We start from the raw sequence: 17,523 nt of genomic DNA, 5'->3' as shown, positions 1-17,523 counted from the left end.
GTGTGACATCTGAACATTATGATGGATAACCAAACAGGGACCTCCCGGGGCGTAACCGCTCAGGAGAGTCCCTGTTTGAATTTATTTATACCAGATCGCAAGCCTCGGCAGGCATCCAGTGGGCATTCTGGCAAACTCGGATAACAGCCGGAGGTGGAACGGAGGAGCAGATGCAGCCAAGCCCTCCGGCTCCAGGCTACGGATGCACGACCCATGCATCCCCCGCGCTAACTGCCCCGCACAGGCTACGACCGGTGGCAGGTCAGATCGAAAGGATCTCACGGATGTCCTGCTCGCTCAGGCTGGACAGTGCCTCCTGCCCCGGTTGGATAACCTCGTCAATCAGGTTTTTCTTCTTTTGCTGAAGCTCGTACATCTTATCCTCTACCGTCCCCTGGGCAACGAGGCGGATCACCTGGACTATCTTTTTCTGCCCGATCCGGTGGGCGCGGTCGGCAGCCTGCTGCTCGACCGCAGGATTCCACCACAGGTCATAGAGAATGACCGTATCGGCACCGGTCAGGTTAAGGCCGGTGCCGCCCGCCTTCAGCGAGATCAGGAACAGGTCGTGCTCGCCTTCATTGAAGCGGCTGCACAGCTCAACCCGCCGGGAGGCCGGGGTCTGTCCGTCCAGATAGAAATGCGGAATACCGAGCAGCGCCAGCTCGCGTCCGATCATGCCCAGCATCTGCGTGAACTGCGAGAAGATCAGCATCCGCTTGCCGGAGCTGCGGCATTCGTCGATGATCTCCAGCAACTGCTCGAATTTGCCGGAGCCGCCGGTATATCCGTCCACGAACAGGGCCGGATGGCAGCATAGCTGGCGCAGCCGGGTCAGTCCGGCAAGCACCTTGATCCGGCCGTTGCCGAAGCTGTCGCTGTCCAGATGCTTGAGCGCTTCTTTGCGCAGGCGGGCGAGGTACGCGACGTAGAGCCTTTTCTGCTCCGGCAGCAGCTCGGAGGCTTGCAGAGACTCGATCTTATCCGGCAGCTCCTTCAGCACATCACTCTTAAGGCGGCGCAGGAGGAAGGGGCGGGCGCGTCTGGCGACAGTCTCCCGGGGAAGGTCATGAAAGGCCTTCTTCCCGGGGAACAATCCGGGCAGGACGACGCTGAAGATCGACCACAGGTCCTCCAGCGCATTCTCCACCGGTGTTCCGGTCAGCGCGAAGCGGTAGCGGGTCTGGAGCAGTCTGACAGCCTGCGCGGTCATAGTCTCATGATTCTTGATCATCTGCGCTTCATCCAGAATGAGCGTATGGAACGACTGCTTGGCATACATATCCACATCCCTGCGCAGCAGCGGGTACGAGGTAATTATGACATCATGCCCGGCCTTGTTCCGTAAGGTCCGTCCGCGTTCACCGGAGCTGCCGTCCGCAATGACCGCCTGAATCTCCGGGGCGAAGCGCTTCAGCTCGTTAAGCCAGTTATAGAGCAGGGAGGCGGGTGCCACAATAAGTGCAGGCACGCCGCTCTGCCGGATGTCGGCCAGCATAGAGAGCAGGAAGGTGATGCTCTGCAGTGTTTTGCCAAGGCCCATATCGTCCGCCAGAATCCCGCCGAAACGGTAATGGGCCAGCGTCCTCATCCACTGGAAGCCGTACTGCTGATAATCCCGCAGCACAGGAGCGAGACTCTCCGGCAGCGGGAAGTCCAGATTCTCGGGACTCGCCAGGTTGGCCAGCAGCCGCCGGAAGGAGCGGCCGGTCTGGATGGTATCCCCCTGGACACTTCCCGCATGGAGATGGAGGGCGCGGACCAGCGGCAGGGAGAACTCCGTGCTGCGGATATCCGCGCTGCGGACGCCAAGCTCGTTCATCAGAGCGATGATCTCCTGGAATTCTGCGGTATCCAGCGGGAGCAGGGCCCCGTCCGGGAGCCGGTAATATTTACGCTTTTCCTGGAGGGATTGCAGGACCTGGGTAATGTCCTTCTCCGTGATGCCCTCCATGGCGAACTTGAAGTCCAGCCAGTCGGTCTTCTCGTTCCAGCTCAGGCTGACCTTGGGCGCTGCATGCTCCGTAAGCACCCGCTGCTTGACCGCAGTGGTCGCATAGACCTGAAGCAGCGGCTCCAACAGCGGGATGGTATGGTGCAGGAAGTCGAATTCCCCGTCCTCGTCACGCATGATATATCCGCTCTCTGTCCGCGAGAAGGACTCATGCGCCATCAGGTCCATAATCCGCCGCTCCGCTTCCCCGTCCCGCATCAGAATGACCTCGCTGCTCCGCTCATGCGCCTTCTCCTCCAGCGGATTGATAACAATCCCGCCGTACTGGAATTCAAGCCCGGCCAGCAGCCGGTCCCTCACCCGGTCCAGGTAGAGTCTGGCCTGGAGCTGGGTCTGGACGATGCGGTCCGCAATCGTGTCAGCAATGCTCACCCGGCCAAGCTTCTTCAGCCCGGGGATGACCGCTTCCATGAAGGGCTCCATCTGCTCAGGCGCAATCGCAAGGCTGTCCCGCCGGCTGCCGCTGAGCATCCGCTTCAGCTCGGAGAGACGCCCGCATTCCTGCGCCGGGAGCTTCAGCAGCCTGCCTTTGGTCAGCACCAGCCCATAGCTCTCCAGAATTGTAAGCTCCTCAAGCCCCCGGACATCCAGCCGGTAGCCTTCCTCCTGTGCCTGATCGAACTGGAAGCTGAGCGGCAGCGGCTCCTCTGACACAGCCAAGCGGTCCACCAGGAGCTGGCCATGCTGAAGGCGGACGGCAGGCGCCGCTTCCAGCGCAGGGTACAGACTCTCCCAGAAAAAAGGGGCCACCGGCAGCAGCCGGTCATTCCCCGGAGGGCCGTTGCGGGAAGCGTACGGATCGGCGAGGCTGCGGTAGACCTTTTCATTCAGCATGATCTCGATCAGCTTCTGCAGAACCTCATTATTCTCCTTGGAGAAGCTGTGCAGGGCGGGATCATAGCTGAAATGCGCTGTGAACTCAAAAGGCTCACCCCGGTGAACCTGCTCCAGAAAAGCTCTGATCTTCTGCACGATATAGAGCCGCTTAGGGCCAAGCTTCACTTCGATCCCGAGCATTGTGCTCCCGAAGCTGAAGCTGAAGGGCCGGCAGATGAACTCGACCTGGAGCGGTGTCCGCAGGTCGATATATGTACCCGCACCGCTGGGCCGTGACCGTCCTCCGGTGAACATTCCGAGCATGCTGCTCACCAGCTGCCGGTCCCCGCCCTGTCCCCGGCGCTCATCCCCGGATGAGCCGGCGCTGCGGGGTGTTAGCAGCCTGTCTGTCTCCCCGGTATAAGTCTCCTCCGTGTCACCGCCGCCAGCATCCGCAGCCTGTCCAGCTCCAGCAGCCCGGCTGCGGTAGAGCACCGTCACCAGCGCCGCCGCAATATGCTTGCAGAAGGGGCCGCCGTGATAGTAAGCCGGGCAGGTGCATTCCCCCTGCACATCCCCGTCACTGTCGATAATCAGCGAAATTTCATGAATTTCCAGCCCATGAACCTCAGCGCGGTATTTGGAATATTCCTCTTCCCCGTTATGCTCCGTATAGACAAGGTCCACCTTATGGGCATGATAATAGGCCGCCCCCTGGTCAAAAGCGGCGCTGCCGCACAGCAGCTTGATTACCCGTTCCGGCACCTGATAACCCACGTATACTCACTTCCTTCGATTGCTTCTGTCTAAGCTGCCCCTTCCGGGTTATGCTGTGCCTGAAGATGATTCCGCCCCGCCGATCCCGTGCAGAATGAAGCTTACGGTCTGTTCAATCTCGGCCTCATCGTTCCAGTCCTGATCCGGCATCAGCAGCAGGCGGACCAGCAGATAGCCGATAATGGCCGAGATGGTGAAGCGGATGATCGCAGGGGTAGGAGCATCAATGACCTCACCCTGCGCCTTGAAGTGCTCAGTAATTGCAGTTACACGCGCCAAAACCTGCTCAAATATATTCTCGGTCAGCTGCTCCTTCAGCGCAGGCTGGAAAGGAATCTCCTGAATCAGAATTTTGACGATCTTAAGATTCCTGCGGACGAATTCCAGCCGGTTGAGCATGAAGGCCTTCAGAAAGGCCTCATAGCTCTCGAACGGCACATCCAGCACACCGCTGAAGTTGCGCAGCACAAACGGGGCGATCATCCGGCTCATGGTGGGAACAACGATGGCGAGCAGCAGATCCTTTTTGGTTTTGTAATAACGGAAGATTGTTCCTTCCGCCACGCCTGCCTTCTGGGCGATCTCGCTGGTGGCAGCTGCCGAGAATCCCTTCTCTGCAAAAACATCAATTGCCGCCCGCAGAATGGCCAGCTGCTTCGGCGTGACTTGCTCCTTCTCGCTGAGGTCCAGCAGCTCCTGGACCCATTGATCTTGCTCCAGCTGCTCCTCTTCAGCAGCAGGGTTATTCTCCATGAATAGAACCTCCAGACTCTTGCAGTTCCTCTTAGTGTATCATAGCCCGTTCATCCTTTACATTCTGCGGTGCTTGCGCAGAGCCAGCACATTGAGCAGCATGAACAGCAGGGAGAAGCCGATCAGCATGAAGACATCCCATGCGATATCACTCCAGCCTTTGCCGCGTACCATGATATCCGTCAACGCCTGTGAGCCGTAGTACATAGGGGTGGCGAGTCCGATACGCTGCAGCCAGAGCGGGAGGGTATCCAGCGGAAATAATCCGCTCAGGAAGATCTGCGGCACTATGACCAGGGGGATGAACTGGATCATCTGCAGCTCATTGGCGGCGAACGCCGAGAGCAGGGTGCCGAGGGTCAGCGCCGACATCGACAATAGCAGCGTCATCAGCAGCACGTAGCCGAAGCTGCCCTTCATCATAATCCCCAGTACCTGAATGGAGAACCAGGAGATCAGCAGGGCCTGGAAGACGGTGAAGATGCCGAAGCCGCACACATATCCGGTGACGATCTCCCAGCGCTTCAGCGGGGTGGAGAGCAGACGCTCCAGCGTTCCCGTTGTCCGTTCGCGCAGGAAGGAGACACCGGCGATCAGGAAGACGAAGAAGAAGACGAAGACCCCGATCATAATCGGGCCGAAGCGGTCGATCGTCTTCATATCCTCCGCGCCGTAGAGATAGCTGATCTGCGGCTGAAGCTGCCCGCCGCCGGGCGCTTGCGGCCGGAGACTCTGCGCAGCTTCCTGCAGCGCCATGATCACCGCGCGGTTAGCCGCCGGGTTGCTGCCTTCAAGAACAACCGCGGGAACGTCTCCTTTCATTGTAAGGAGAGCATCGATATCTCCCGCCTTCAGGGCGGCCTGCCCGGCTTCTTCATCGGCATAGCCGGTAACCTCAGCCTGCCCGGCTTCGAGAGTTGTGGTGAATGCCGCTGCACCGCCAGTCAAGCCGATCTTCGGCTCATACACCTTGCTGCCAAACACCAGACTCATAAGGCTTAGCACCAGCAGGGGCGCTATGAACATAAGCGCCATGGTTCTCCGGTCATGGAGGAACTGCTGCAGAATTCTCAGGGTAATGGCCCGGATTCTCATCGCCGTACACCTCCATAGCAGAGAAAAGCTTCTTCAATGCTGGCGCTGCCGGTAGCCTGGAGCAGTCCGGCCGGAGTGTCAGCCGCCAGCAGAACGCCGTCCCGGATCATCGCCAGCCGGTCACATTTCTCCGCCTCATCCATCACATGCGTGGTCAGAACAATCGTGGTTCCCTTGCGGTTCAGCGCCTTCAGCTCCTTCCAGATCGACTGGCGCAGCACCGGATCGATGCCGACTGTCGGTTCATCCAGCAGCAGCAGCGGCGGTTCGTGCAGCAGGGCAATCGCCAGGGACAGGCGGCGCTTCATGCCGCCGGAATATTGATCCACCCGCCTCCGCAGGTGCTCCTGGAGATTCACCAGCTCCATCACATCCCCGATCCGCCGTGTGCGGTCGCCGCCCTTCAAGCCGTAGAGGGAGGCGAAGAATTCCAGATTCTCCTTGGCGCTAAGCTCGGTGTATAACGCATCCGACTGGGCCATATATCCGATCTGCTGGAGCATGGCGAGCTTCGGCATCCGCACACCCAGCACGCTGACCTCGCCGGAGCTCGCTTCGTCAATGCCCGTAAGCAGCTTGACCAGCGTCGTTTTGCCGGAGCCGGAAGGCCCCAGAATGCCGAAGGTCTCTGCCTGATTCACCTGAAATGTAATATCCTTCAACACTGTTGTATTGCCAAAAGCCCGGTTCACATGCGTAACCGCAACCACAGGCGTTCCTTGTTCCATCATAATCTCCTCCATCTCCCACAATAATGAGTGAGCGCTCACTCATTATATTAATGATATCCTGCTCAAAAGTAAATCTCTTTCTTGAGCCGTGCAAACTATTTTAAAAAGTAAATAAAATTGTAAGGATTATCCGTTAATGCCACCCGTAATCCGGGTAATAAAGGGTACATTCTATGTTTACCGGCATCTATAACCCATAACCCAAATTCATCAAAGGCGGTGGAATGATGGCAGGACATAAGCTGCTCCTTCCTCTGGGAGTGCTGCTGGCTGGGGCGGTACTCAGCGGCTGCGGCGATGCAGACAAGCGGGCCGGTGGCGGAAACTTTCATACCTTGGCAGAAGAGAAGACCGAGGCGCAGCAATATCTGCCGGAGGATCTGCCGATTCCTGAAGGGGCGGGTATCACTTATACCCAAGGTGAGCTGTCCGAGGGGAAAAAATCCTCCATGCTGATCTATCAGACGGAGGAGAGTATGGCCGCTCTTGGCACTACATATCAGAAGTATGTTAGGGAGAAGGAACTGGAACGCGGGACAGAGATTGTGGACAGCCGCAACCTCCTGATTAACGGCAAAGTGAACGGCTCCTATTCGTATTCTATTATTGGCAGCCCCTCGGAATCGCCTGGCGGCGGGAATGAGATTATCGTTACGTGGATTATGAATTAACACTGTTTTTACAATAGGCCGGTCCGGGAGCTTTCCCGGGCGGGTCTTCTTCCGTTTGAGCTTGTAATTATTTTTACAGTTAATATTTCCATAACATTCCTGCGCAACAGAATTGACACTCGTAGACGAAAATAACATTAGCAGTTACCTATAGGAAAAGGGTGAATCTAATTGAAGAATAGTAAATGGATCGGCGCGGCTCTGGCTTCTGCACTTCTTGTAACAGGGGGAGCTGTTAGTGTTCTGGCGACAAGCAGCCAAGTAAGTGCCGCAGCTGTGAAGACAGGCGCAGCCGTAGAGGGCAGCATGTCCTGGAGCATCAACGGTACGCCGGTTACACTCAGCACCATCAACAGCGGCGGGTACAAGCTCTATTCATTGAGCCAGGTAGCTGCAGAGCTGGGAGCAGGACTTGTGCACAGCAGCAGCGGAATCCAGCTGAATGACAGCAAAGGTCTACATAGTGTGCAGATCCAGGCAGGCGTGAAAAGCTATCAGGCCGATGGCGAAACCCTGGAATTCACAGTGGCTCCGGTAGTGCGCAACAGCAAAACCTACGTGGAGCTGACGAAGCTGGTTACGGCGCTTGGCGGGGAGCTGGAGCCCGATGCCCACACGATCCTGAGCTTCGCCCGGCCGGCCGGTTCATTCGATACCCTTCACTGGAGTGCCGACGGCGGCCTGATCGCCAACCAGAGCGACGCGGAAGCTGCACTGCTCTATAAATTCACCCAGACTCCCGGTAGCTATGAACTGTTCTCTTCCAGCGAAGGTGCGGTGGATTTCGCAGTCTCTGCCGACCAGCAGTGGGGCGCCTTCAGCGATGAGACAGGCCAGCTGAAGCTGATCAACCTGTCCACCGGCTTAATTAGCCCGCTCGGCAAGGACACCAGCGTGAAGACAGATATCGTATGGTCCAGCGACGGCAAGACGCTCTATTTCGTCCAGGGCGACAAGCAGGAGAAGCTGGCGCAGATTTCGGTAGAGACCGGAGAGGTCAAGACTCTGCTAGAAGATAAAGTAGAGAACAAATCGGAGCTTCGTATATCGGATGACGGCAAAAGTGCATTGTACATTGTCAACATCACCGGTACCGCGAAGAATGATGCCGACAGCACAGAGGATTCCCTTACCGTAGACTTCAGCAAGGCCGGGGAGCAGCTCTATAAGCTGGATCTTACTGCCAAAGGTGCTAAACCGGCAGCCTTGACGACTACGCCTGACAACAAGCTGTATCCTGAGATTCTTGCGGGCGGCAGCGTGGCCTACCTGAGCGCAGATGCGGACGGCAATGCCGCCAACACCCTGAAGCTGATTGCCGCAGACGGGAAAAGCACAGATATCGCTCTTGGAGCTGAGGTGAACTGGTCCACGGGGGTTAGCACGGGCCTCGTTGTCTCCGGAACTACAACTGACGGCAGCACTGTAATCTACTCGATTGCAGGCAGCGCAGCTCCGGTTGAACTGTACCGGACAGCCGAAGATGTATCCGAAGTGGCGGTCTCGGCAGACGGCAGCAAGCTGGCAATAATCAGCGACGGCAAGGTAATGGTCATCCAGAATGGCAAAGCTCTGCAACTGTCAGGCTCACCTGTAGCTGCTAATTAATAACAACATATATCGGCGCACACCGCCGGGAGGAGAATTCAGATATGAAGATGTTCAAAAAATTCACAGTTACAGCGCTCACCGCGGTTATCGCGGTTACCGCATCCTTTGCAGGGGTAGCCGCAGCGGCGGACAGCCTCAAGGGTAAAATCACCGTTAACGGATCTACAGCCCTGCTTCCGCTGACGCTGCAGGCCGCCAAGGAATTCCAGAAGCTTCATCCTAAAGTGAAGATCGCCGCTTCCGGCAAAGGCTCCGTAACCGGGCCGCAGGCCGTGAAGAAAGGGATTGCCGATATCGGAGCCTGCGACTGGGATGCGAGCATGGATGTTCCGGGCTTCAAGGCCTTTGACGGACAGGTGGCGAACAAGGTCGCGGTGATTCCTTTTGCAACCATCGTCAATAAGAATGTCGGAGTAGATAACCTGACTACAGAGCAGCTCAAAGGCATCTACGCCGGTAAAATCACGAACTGGAAAGAAGTCGGCGGATCGGATGCGAATATCGTAGTGATCACCCGTGCCTTCGGCTCCGGTACCCGCGTTAACTATCAGGCCAAGGCTCTGGGCGGTGGAGATATCGTGAAGAAAGAGAAGAATTACAAGGAAACAGGCTCCAGCGGCGACATGAAAACAGCGGTAGGCACTACTCCTAACGCTATCGGCTACATCGACCTTGTCTATGTGACCGGCGGGGATATCAAGGCTGTGAAGTTCAACGGTGTCGAAGCTACTACGGATAATGTGATCAACGGCTCGTACAAGATCTGGGCTTACGGCTACTATATGACGAAAGGCCAGCCGAGCGGCGCGACCAAAGAATTCATTGAATATGTACAGAGCAAGAAATTCCAGCAGGGCTCGCTCAAGAAGCTTAAATTCATTCCGATCTCTTCCATGCAGAACTAAGATTGACACGCTCATAAGACAATAGATTGATAGGTAACAGCGGCCAGCTCCGGGAACTACGGGGTTGGCCTCTTACAGGAGGGAAAGTATGGGGGCACCGGTTCATGGCCTGACCGCTAAGGCACAGACAAGCCTTGAGGAAGTTAAACATAATACCAAGCGGCACCGCAGACATCTGCTGGGCAACAGCATCTCGCGATATTATTTCTTATTCAGCATCCTTGCGCTCTGTCTTGTGCTGGGACTAGTTATTGTATTCATCGGCAAAACGGCGCTGCTGCTCTTCGGCCAAATCTCGCCTATGGACTTCTTCTTCTCGTTCAACTGGTCGCCGGAAGAGGAGATGTTCGGCGCCGCCGCCTTCATTGTAAATACATTATCGCTCACCGCACTGACCCTGGTCATTGCCGTGCCTATCTCAGTTGGGATGGCTGTGCTCTGTGCGGAAATTGCGCCGAAGTGGCTGAAGAGCTTCATCCGTCCCGTGCTGGATCTGCTTGTCGGTATTCCTTCTATTGTTTACGGCTACCTGGGATTGACCGTGCTGCTTCCCTTCCTGCGCAGAGTGAGCGGAGAGGGGCTGGGGGACGGACTGCTCGCCGCCGCCCTTGTGCTGGCATTGATGGTCCTGCCGACGATCTGCCGGATCAGCGATGATGCCATAGTGGCTGTTCCGCGCAAATACCGCGATGCTGCCTATGCGCTCGGTTCCACCCGCCTTCAGGTCATTATGCGCGTCGTGCTGCCCGCTGCCAGCCGGGGAATCATCTCGGCGGTCATCCTGGGCATGACCCGCGCAGTCGGGGAGACCATGGCGGTGGTGATGGTCATCGGCAATACGCCGCAGCTGGCGAAGAGCCTGTTCGCGCCCACCTCGGTGTTGACCAGTAATATCGTCATGCAGATCTCCAACGTGGAATTCGATTCCACCTGGAATTACTCCCTGCATATGATGGCTTTCCTGCTGCTGCTCATCTCGTTTGTGCTGATTCTGATTATCCGGCTCCTGGGCCGCAAACGGAGGGATGCCTGATGAACGGATTCACACGTACACGCCACACGGCCAGAGCCCAGCGGCGTAATAAACTGGCGACCATCGGCTTCTATACGTTGGGCGCTCTGGTTATGCTGCTGATCTTCTGGCTGCTGTTCACCATTCTGAGCAAGGGCCTGCCTGCGCTCAGACCTGACTTCCTGCTCAAGCAGCCGGAGGAGATCGATCCCGGCGGCGGGATCGGACCCGTCCTGTTCAACTCCTTCTATATCCTGTTCATCTCGCTCCTGATCTCGGTTCCGATCGGGATCGGTGCAGGAATCTATATGGCGGAGTACGCGCCGGATAATGCCTTCACGGGTGCGCTGCGCATCTGCGTGGAATCCTTGTCCTCGGTGCCGTCCATCGTGTTCGGCCTCCTGGGCCTGGCGATCTTCGCCGAGTACTTCGGCGTCGGCCTGACGATCCTCGGCGGGGGTGTCAGCCTGGCGCTGCTGAATCTGCCGATGCTGGCCCGCGTCACGGAGGAGGCGGTGCGCGCGGTTCCCGGCGAGATCCGTGAAGCCGGCTATGCCCTCGGCATGACGAAGTTCCATGTCATCCGCAAGGTGGTCGTGCCGGTCGCCCTTCCGGCCATCGTCACCGGCGTCTGCCTTGTGGCCGGACGCGCCTTCGGGGAGTCGGCGGTCATTATCCTGACCGCCGGACTCAGCACCTCCGGCGAGATGTGGGATTTCAACCTGTTCTCGCCGGGCGAGACCCTGGCTGTACACCTGTGGTACGTACAGTCTGAGGCCATTGTCGAGGATGCGCGGCAAATCGCAGATAAGTCAGCGGCTGTGCTGGTGTTTGTCGTGCTGCTGATCAACTTTATGTTCCGCTTTCCGCTGTGGCTGGGCAACCGCCGCCGGGGACGCTGAGACGGATGCAAACGGGAGAATAGAGCTATATCCTGGAAGAACAGGCTGCTCTGCTATGGCAATCTATAGCCTACTCGAAGCTACAGGTGCAGATCCGGAAGGTTATTGCAGAGCTGCAAGAGTGTGACCGGCTGGAAGAGAGCGCATGGGAGCAGTTGTTGCAGGAACGTGCGCAGTCGCTGATTGAACGCGCACGCCATCCTGTTGTGCTGGAGTGTGCGGAATGCGGCCTTCCGTTTGTATTCGATGACCTTGATTTTAGCTGCTACCGGGTGGATGGGATTTACTTCCCGGAGAAGTGTCCGCATTGCAGTTCCAGTCAAAATTATAGTAAGTGAAGGGATTTATATGTACTGAACAAGTGAAGGGATTGACATGCAGCCGCCTGCGGAGTGTGCGGACTGAGGGGCCGCTATTCGTCGAAAAAAACCAACTTTTCAGGATTAACGGACTCAGAGGACGTTAAACTGTTCATTCGAGCTGAAAAAGCGGAAAACCGGGTTACTTAACGGCTCCTGAGTCCGCATGTCCCTGCGGATAGGCGTGATCCGCCGAAATAAGGGATCTCCAGTCCGCATAGGTCGCGCAGGGTTCGCTGTTACTCAGGCATCCTACACAGGCAGCCGGTTAAGGTGAACAAATAGTCATGCAGCCGCCTGCGGAGTGTCCGGACTGAGGGGCCGCTATTCGTCGAAAAAACCAACTTTTCTGCGATTAACGGACTCAGAGGACGTTAAACTGTTCATTCGAGCTGAAAAAGCGGAAAACCGGGTTACTTAACGGCTCCTGAGTCCGCATGTCCCTGCGGATAGGCGTGATCCGCCGAAATAAGGGATCTCCAGTCCGCATAGGTCGTGCATAGTTCGTGCAGGGTGCGTGTATGGTTCTCATCTTCCACTATCACGGAGTGGTGGTTTATTTGAAGATTCATTTGCCGCTTAAACAGCGGAGAGGACGGAACGATTGTGTAAAAGCGGCAGCGTTCGCCTTGGTTTCCAGATTTTCACCGCTTAGGGGAATGAAAAAAATCTGGAAAACACAGCGATTGGAACAACGGTCCGTTCACGCAGCGTTCACCCAAGTGCTACCGTTGATCCTACTCAAAATAAAAAAGGGGGGGTTCTCATCCCCCCGGACGACAAAACAGCCCTCCCGAAGGAAGGCTGTTTCTTTGACGTCCCGGAAGGGATGCAGCCCATTCGGGCTGATTGCGAAGTAATGCTATCGAAGCGTATGCTCCAACGTCCCCGGCTGGCGCCTAGGGGTTCTCATCCCCCCGAACGACAAAACAGCCCTCCCGAAGGAAGGCTGTTTCTTTGACGTCCCGGAAGGGATGCAGCCCATTCGGGCTGATTGCGAAGTAATGCTATCGAAGCGTATGCTCCAACGTCCCTGGCTGGCGCCTAGGGTTCTCACCCCTCCGAACGACAAAACAGCCCTCCCGAAGGAAGGCTGTTTCTTTGACGTCCCGGAAGGGATTCGAACCCCCGACCGTGCGCTTAGAAGGCGCATGCTCTATCCAACTGAGCTACCGGGACATGATGGTTGACTGAAAAGCAAGCAAAAATTATGTTATCATACATAGTTAACTTTTTCAACTTGTTTTTTTTGAAACGGCACTGGGATATGCTATAATCTACAATTGATCAAGGTTCAGGACGATTACAGTTCGGAGAAAAGGAGGTGCCCTCATGAATCAATTCAATTCCCCCGCCAAAGAGAACATCGTGCTGTTTCCGAAGACACTGGATTACTATCAGATACAGCTCACGGTCATGCTGGAGAGTGAACGCTACGGGGAGGCGATGGAGCTGCTGCGTTTTTTGCTGCAGTGCCAGGGACAGGAAGAGCGGCACTACGAGGAATGGCAGTCGCTGCTGGATTGGCTGGTGGCAGCCTTCCCCCACGCTGCACAGGGCGGTGACGGGAATGGTGCCCATGAAGCAGAGGAGATGGATCTGGGGGAAGAGGATATGGCCCGGATTCTGGCCAGAGCCAAGCTGGAGGAGGATGCGGATTACCCGGATAAGCTGCTGAAGCGGGTCATGAATGAACCGCTGTCCGAAGCGACAGTGCTGGCGCTGGAGCAGCTCTCCTATCTGGAGGGGAGCAGCGTAGATGAAGCGCTGACCGGCTGGCTTCAGCAGGCCGAGGTGCATCCGCTCCTGCAATTCCGCACGCTGCAGACGCTGCGGCGCAGAGGGGCACAGGGGGCAATCCGGCTGAGCCGGGGCCATGAGGCCACTGAGGTGGAGATCGAGACCGTGCCGCTGCACAGCGATGACTTCCCGCCGCAGATCAGCCAGGTGCTGGAACGGGTGGCGGAGCAGGCGGAGGTGCATGAGCCGACGCTGTATTATTTTGCCCAGGAGCTGTGGGGGCAGTTCGTTATGTCGATCTACGGGACGGCGGATTACCGCAAGCTGCTGGACGGAGAGTATTCGCAGCTTGATATTTGGGCCGGAGCCCTGCACCAGATGGTGTCGGAGAGCCTGAACGGGAACCGCAAAGAAGAGGAAACACGGGGCATGTATGGCATTACGGACAGCATGCGCTTCCAGTTTGAGGGGGCCTACCGTTCACTCAGGGGATTCGTGAAGAGTTCTCTACTTGATAAATAAAGTAATCTTGTATATAATATAGTGGTTATTCTGTGCGTGAAATGTTGGACTAATTAAGTAAAAATGTAACCTATTTTTGGAGGGAAAAGTATATTATGAAAGCAACTTGGGAAAAAATAGAGAAGAACCTTGGAGTTCTTGAAGTCGAAGTCGAAGCAGAACGCGTTGCTTCAGCACTCGACAAAGCCTTTAATAAAGTGGTAAAGAAAGCAAACGTACCTGGATTCCGTAAAGGTAAAGTGCCGCGGCCGATTTTTGAATCCCGTTTCGGTGTTGAAAGCCTGTACCAGGATGCCATCGACATTCTTCTTCCTGAAGCTTACGGTGAAGCGGTTGAACAGACCGACATCTTCCCTGTAGATCGTCCTGAAGTGGACATCGAGCAATTCGCCAAGGGCCAGCCGTTCATCTTCAAAGCGAAGATCACAGTTAAGCCTGAAGTGAAGCTGGGCCAGTACAAAGGTCTGGAAGTTCCAGTACAGAAGGCAGAAGTTACTGACGAAGAGCTGAATGCTGAACTGAAACGTCTGCAAGAGCGTCACGCTGAGCTTGTTGTAATCGAAGAAGGGGAAGCTGCGAACGGCGACATCACTGTAATTGATTTCGACGGTTCGGTTGACGGCGTTCCATTCGAAGGCGGACAGGCTGAACGTCACTCCCTGGAGCTGGGCAGCAATTCCTTCATTCCAGGATTCGAAGAGCAGGTAGTGGGCATGTCCACTGGGGACTTCAAGGATGTTGAAGTTACCTTCCCTGAGACTTACCACGCTGCTGAACTGGCAGGCAAAGCTGCTGTATTCAAAGTGAAGCTGCACGAAATCAAGCGCAAACAGCTTCCTGAGCTGGATGATGAATTCGCCAAGGATGTTAGTGAATTCGACACCCTGGAAGAATACAAGGCAGACCTGAAGGCACAGCTCGAATCCCGCAAGCAGGAAGAACTGAAGAGTGTTCGTGAATCCGCAGTAGTTGACGCAGCAGCAGCTAATGCTGAAGTGGAAATTCCTGAGGCCATGATCGCCAGCGAAGTGGAGAACATGGTTCGTGACTTCGATACCCGTCTTCGCCAGCAGGGCATGAACATGGATATGTTCCTCAGCTTCTCCGGACAGACCCGTGAAGACCTGCAGGGACAAATGAAGGGCGATGCTGAGAAGCGCGTCCGCAACAACCTTGTTCTGGAAGTGATTGCCAAGGAAGAGAAGATCGAAGTTTCGGAAGAAGAAGTGACGCAAGAGCTGGCTACTATGGCTGAAGCTTACAAGCGTACTCCTGAAGAAATCCGCAACATTCTGGCAGCCAACGGTTCCCTGAACAGCCTGAACGATGAGATCTCCCTGCGCAAGACGATTGAGTTCCTCATTGAGAGCAGTGTGGAAGTTGAAGCTCCGGCAGCACCTGCAGAAGAAGCAAGCGCTGAGTAAGCTTCTATCCTTTACCTAGAACGGCTATCCATTAGCCTCCATAGAGATTTGATAAGGCACGTAAGTTTTTGTTACGTGCCTTATTTTTATCGGGGGCCGGGCGTTTGGTAGTACATATCACGAACCCGTCAATTGGCATTGTCCGCGGAATTGCGATATAATGGCATGCACACGAGCAATGCGGTTTAATGGCACAGTGAATAAATGACATCCCGCTTTGAACGTGTTAAAATATTTCTGAAACGGAAAGACTAATCTGTATAGAGAAAAGAGGTTGGTGGCATGAGTCTGGTACCAATGGTTGTGGAAACGACAAGCCGGGGAGAACGCTCATACGATATCTATTCCAGATTGCTCAAGGATCGCATCATCTTCCTGAGCAGTGCGATTGACGATGATGTCGCCAATCTGGTTATTGCGCAGTTGCTGTTCCTGGCAGCAGATGACCCCGAAAAAGACATTCACTTGTACCTCAACTCGCCCGGTGGTTCTGTTACAGCCGGCATGGGTATATATGATACGATGCAATATATCAAACCGGATGTTTCAACGATTTGTGTGGGGATGGCAGCCAGTATGGGATCATTGCTCCTGACCGCCGGAGCGCCCGGCAAGAGATATGCGCTGACCAACAGTGAAGTCATGATTCATCAGCCGCTCGGCGGCGTTCAGGGGCAGGCGTCCGACATCTGGATTCATACCGACTGGATTCTTAAGACGAGACAGAAGCTGAATCAGATTTATGTAGAGCGCACAGGTCAGCCCCTTGACAAAATCGAACGGGATACAGACCGCGATAACTTCATGAGCGCGGAAGAAGCGAAGGAATACGGGCTCATTGACCAGGTACTCTCTTCACCGATCATATCTTAAAGGGGTGGTAAGATGTTTAAATTTAATGATGAAAAAGGGCAGTTGAAATGTTCCTTTTGCGGCAAATCACAAGAGCAGGTTCGTAAGCTCGTAGCGGGACCTGGCGTTTATATATGTGACGAATGCATCGAGCTGTGCACGGAGATTGTGGAAGAGGAGCTTGGCCACGAAGAAGAGCTGGATATGAAGGATATTCCGAAACCTAAGGAAATCCGTGATATTCTGGATCAATACGTGATCGGCCAGGAGCAGGCGAAGAAATCGCTCTCCGTTGCGGTATACAATCACTACAAGCGCGTGAACAGCCAGAGCAAGATTGAAGATGTGGAGCTGACGAAGAGCAACATTCTGCTGCTCGGACCTACAGGCTCCGGTAAGACCCTGCTGGCGCAGACGATGGCGAAGATCATCAACGTTCCTTTTGCCATTGCAGATGCCACTTCCCTTACGGAAGCCGGTTATGTGGGTGAAGATGTTGAGAATATTCTCCTGAAGCTGATTCAAGCGGCGGATTATGATGTGGAGAAGGCTGAACGCGGCATTATCTATATAGATGAAATTGACAAAGTAGCGCGTAAATCCGAGAATCCGTCCATTACCCGTGACGTATCCGGTGAAGGTGTACAGCAGGCGCTCCTGAAGATTCTGGAAGGTACGGTAGCTTCGGTTCCACCGCAAGGCGGCCGCAAGCATCCGCATCAGGAATTCATCCAGATCGATACTACGAATATTCTGTTCATCGTGGGCGGTGCCTTCGACGGACTGGAGCAGATGATCAAGCGCCGTATCGGCAAAAAAGTCATCGGCTTCAACGCTGCGGTTGAAGGACAGAAGGATCTGAAGGCCGGTGAATACCTGTCTATGGTATTGCCTGAAGACCTGCTGAAGTTCGGTCTGATCCCTGAGTTCGTCGGCCGTCTGCCGGTCATCTCGACCTTGGAGCCGCTTGATGAGAGCACATTGGTACGTATTCTCTCCGAGCCTAAGAATGCGCTTGTGAAGCAGTATGTGAAGCTGCTGGAGATGGATAACGTAGCCTTGAAGTTCGAGCCGCTTGCCCTTGAAGCGATTGCCAAGGAAGCGATCAAGCGCAACACCGGTGCCCGTGGACTGCGTGCCATCATCGAGAGCATTATGCTCGATGTGATGTACGAGGTGCCTTCCCGCGATGACATTAGAGATTGTGTCATTACTGAGAAGGTCGTCCAGGAGAAGTCCCTGCCGGAGCTTAGTCTCAAGAAGGATAAGAAAAAAGAAGAAAGCGCGTAAGTCAGGCGGCAAGACCAAGCCTGACACGGCTTAACAATACAGCTCAGGG

The 17,523-nt window shown here is 55.3% G+C and carries 14 protein-coding genes and 1 tRNA gene; 10 read left to right on the top strand and 5 right to left on the bottom strand.

The window, feature by feature from the left end; translation table 11 throughout:
* Positions 1–262: 262 nt before the first annotated feature.
* Genes MHH28_RS16050 through MHH28_RS16035 form a run of 4 tightly spaced genes read right to left on the bottom strand, consistent with a single transcriptional unit; the run spans position 263 to position 6,183 of the window.
* Positions 263–3,607 carry an SNF2 helicase associated domain-containing protein gene (locus MHH28_RS16050; RefSeq protein WP_405116606.1) on the bottom strand — a complete coding sequence of 1,115 codons (3,345 nt, stop codon included), beginning with the start codon at positions 3,605–3,607 and terminating at the stop codon, positions 263–265.
* A 48-nt stretch (positions 3,608–3,655) separates the two neighbouring features.
* A complete protein-coding gene (locus tag MHH28_RS16045; RefSeq protein WP_405116604.1) occupies positions 3,656–4,360 on the bottom strand; it encodes a TetR/AcrR family transcriptional regulator in 705 nt (234 codons plus the stop codon).
* 57 nt (positions 4,361–4,417) lie between these two features.
* Positions 4,418–5,455 carry an ABC transporter permease gene (locus tag MHH28_RS16040; RefSeq protein WP_405116602.1) on the bottom strand — a complete coding sequence of 346 codons (1,038 nt, stop codon included), beginning with the start codon at positions 5,453–5,455 and terminating at the stop codon, positions 4,418–4,420.
* Positions 5,452–6,183, bottom strand: coding sequence for an ABC transporter ATP-binding protein (locus MHH28_RS16035; protein ID WP_405117134.1), 732 nt, complete (start codon positions 6,181–6,183; stop codon positions 5,452–5,454). Before MHH28_RS16035 ends, MHH28_RS16040 begins: the two co-directional genes overlap by 4 nt.
* Before the next feature lie 230 nt (positions 6,184–6,413).
* Here MHH28_RS16035 and MHH28_RS16030 point away from each other — a divergent pair, with 230 nt between their 5' ends.
* The 6 genes from MHH28_RS16030 to MHH28_RS16005 all read left to right on the top strand — a co-directional run bounded on the left by MHH28_RS16030 (position 6,414) and on the right by MHH28_RS16005 (position 11,625).
* Entirely contained in the window at positions 6,414–6,857 is a 444-nt protein-coding gene (locus tag MHH28_RS16030) for a hypothetical protein (RefSeq protein ID WP_405116601.1), read from the top strand.
* A gap of 171 nt (positions 6,858–7,028) precedes the next feature.
* Positions 7,029–8,465, top strand: a complete 1,437-nt coding sequence (locus MHH28_RS16025) for a stalk domain-containing protein (protein WP_405116599.1) — start codon at positions 7,029–7,031, stop codon at positions 8,463–8,465.
* 44 nt (positions 8,466–8,509) lie between these two features.
* Positions 8,510–9,373, top strand: a complete 864-nt coding sequence (locus tag MHH28_RS16020) for a phosphate ABC transporter substrate-binding protein (RefSeq protein ID WP_405116596.1) — start codon at positions 8,510–8,512, stop codon at positions 9,371–9,373.
* A gap of 88 nt (positions 9,374–9,461) precedes the next feature.
* Positions 9,462–10,406 carry a phosphate ABC transporter permease subunit PstC gene (pstC, locus tag MHH28_RS16015; protein WP_405116593.1) on the top strand — a complete coding sequence of 315 codons (945 nt, stop codon included), beginning with the start codon at positions 9,462–9,464 and terminating at the stop codon, positions 10,404–10,406.
* A complete protein-coding gene (gene pstA, locus MHH28_RS16010; protein ID WP_405116591.1) occupies positions 10,406–11,287 on the top strand; it encodes a phosphate ABC transporter permease PstA in 882 nt (293 codons plus the stop codon). The genes pstC and pstA overlap by 1 nt, the downstream gene beginning before the upstream one ends.
* Before the next feature lie 86 nt (positions 11,288–11,373).
* A complete protein-coding gene (locus tag MHH28_RS16005; protein ID WP_405116589.1) occupies positions 11,374–11,625 on the top strand; it encodes a hypothetical protein in 252 nt (83 codons plus the stop codon).
* A gap of 1,126 nt (positions 11,626–12,751) precedes the next feature.
* On the opposite strand, the gene MHH28_RS16000 is transcribed toward MHH28_RS16005, so the two are convergent.
* Positions 12,752–12,825: transfer RNA gene (locus tag MHH28_RS16000), tRNA-Arg, on the bottom strand.
* Between the two features lie 153 nt (positions 12,826–12,978).
* Between MHH28_RS16000 and MHH28_RS15995 the strand changes: the two genes are divergently transcribed.
* The 4 genes from MHH28_RS15995 (at position 12,979) to clpX (ending at position 17,474) form a co-directional block, all read left to right on the top strand.
* Complete coding sequence (locus MHH28_RS15995) at positions 12,979–13,908, top strand: hypothetical protein (protein ID WP_405116587.1); 930 nt, start codon at positions 12,979–12,981, stop codon at positions 13,906–13,908.
* Between the two features lie 95 nt (positions 13,909–14,003).
* Positions 14,004–15,332, top strand: coding sequence for a trigger factor (gene tig, locus MHH28_RS15990; RefSeq protein ID WP_405116585.1), 1,329 nt, complete (start codon positions 14,004–14,006; stop codon positions 15,330–15,332).
* 282 nt (positions 15,333–15,614) lie between these two features.
* The gene (clpP, locus tag MHH28_RS15985; protein ID WP_340752026.1) at positions 15,615–16,205 is read left to right on the top strand and encodes an ATP-dependent Clp endopeptidase proteolytic subunit ClpP; all 591 of its coding nucleotides are present in this window, start codon (positions 15,615–15,617) and stop codon (positions 16,203–16,205) included.
* 12 nt (positions 16,206–16,217) lie between these two features.
* Positions 16,218–17,474, top strand: a complete 1,257-nt coding sequence (clpX, locus tag MHH28_RS15980) for an ATP-dependent Clp protease ATP-binding subunit ClpX (protein ID WP_405116582.1) — start codon at positions 16,218–16,220, stop codon at positions 17,472–17,474.
* Positions 17,475–17,523 lie beyond the last annotated feature (49 nt).

The sequence above is a fragment of the Paenibacillus sp. FSL K6-1217 genome (genome assembly GCF_045040735.1).
Classification (GTDB): Bacteria; Bacillota; Bacilli; order Paenibacillales; family Paenibacillaceae; genus Paenibacillus_AQ.
Note: the sequence above shows the minus strand (reverse complement) of the source record. Positions and strands in the feature narration are given on the sequence as shown.

What these genes read in the sequence shown, in the direction of transcription:
- MHH28_RS16030 (WP_405116601.1), top strand. Translation starts at nt 6,414, where the DNA reads ATGGCAGGACATAAGCTGCTCCTTCCTCTGGGAGTGCTGCTGGCTGGG.
- pstC (WP_405116593.1), top strand. Translation starts at nt 9,462, where the DNA reads ATGGGGGCACCGGTTCATGGCCTGACCGCTAAGGCACAGACAAGCCTT.
- MHH28_RS16045 (WP_405116604.1), bottom strand. Translation starts at nt 4,360, where the DNA reads ATGGAGAATAACCCTGCTGCTGAAGAGGAGCAGCTGGAGCAAGATCAA.
- clpP (WP_340752026.1), top strand. Translation starts at nt 15,615, where the DNA reads ATGAGTCTGGTACCAATGGTTGTGGAAACGACAAGCCGGGGAGAACGC.
- MHH28_RS16035 (WP_405117134.1), bottom strand. Translation starts at nt 6,183, where the DNA reads ATGGAACAAGGAACGCCTGTGGTTGCGGTTACGCATGTGAACCGGGCT.
- MHH28_RS16020 (WP_405116596.1), top strand. Translation starts at nt 8,510, where the DNA reads ATGAAGATGTTCAAAAAATTCACAGTTACAGCGCTCACCGCGGTTATC.
- clpX (WP_405116582.1), top strand. Translation starts at nt 16,218, where the DNA reads ATGTTTAAATTTAATGATGAAAAAGGGCAGTTGAAATGTTCCTTTTGC.
- MHH28_RS15995 (WP_405116587.1), top strand. Translation starts at nt 12,979, where the DNA reads ATGAATCAATTCAATTCCCCCGCCAAAGAGAACATCGTGCTGTTTCCG.
- tig (WP_405116585.1), top strand. Translation starts at nt 14,004, where the DNA reads ATGAAAGCAACTTGGGAAAAAATAGAGAAGAACCTTGGAGTTCTTGAA.
- MHH28_RS16040 (WP_405116602.1), bottom strand. Translation starts at nt 5,455, where the DNA reads ATGAGAATCCGGGCCATTACCCTGAGAATTCTGCAGCAGTTCCTCCAT.
- pstA (WP_405116591.1), top strand. Translation starts at nt 10,406, where the DNA reads ATGAACGGATTCACACGTACACGCCACACGGCCAGAGCCCAGCGGCGT.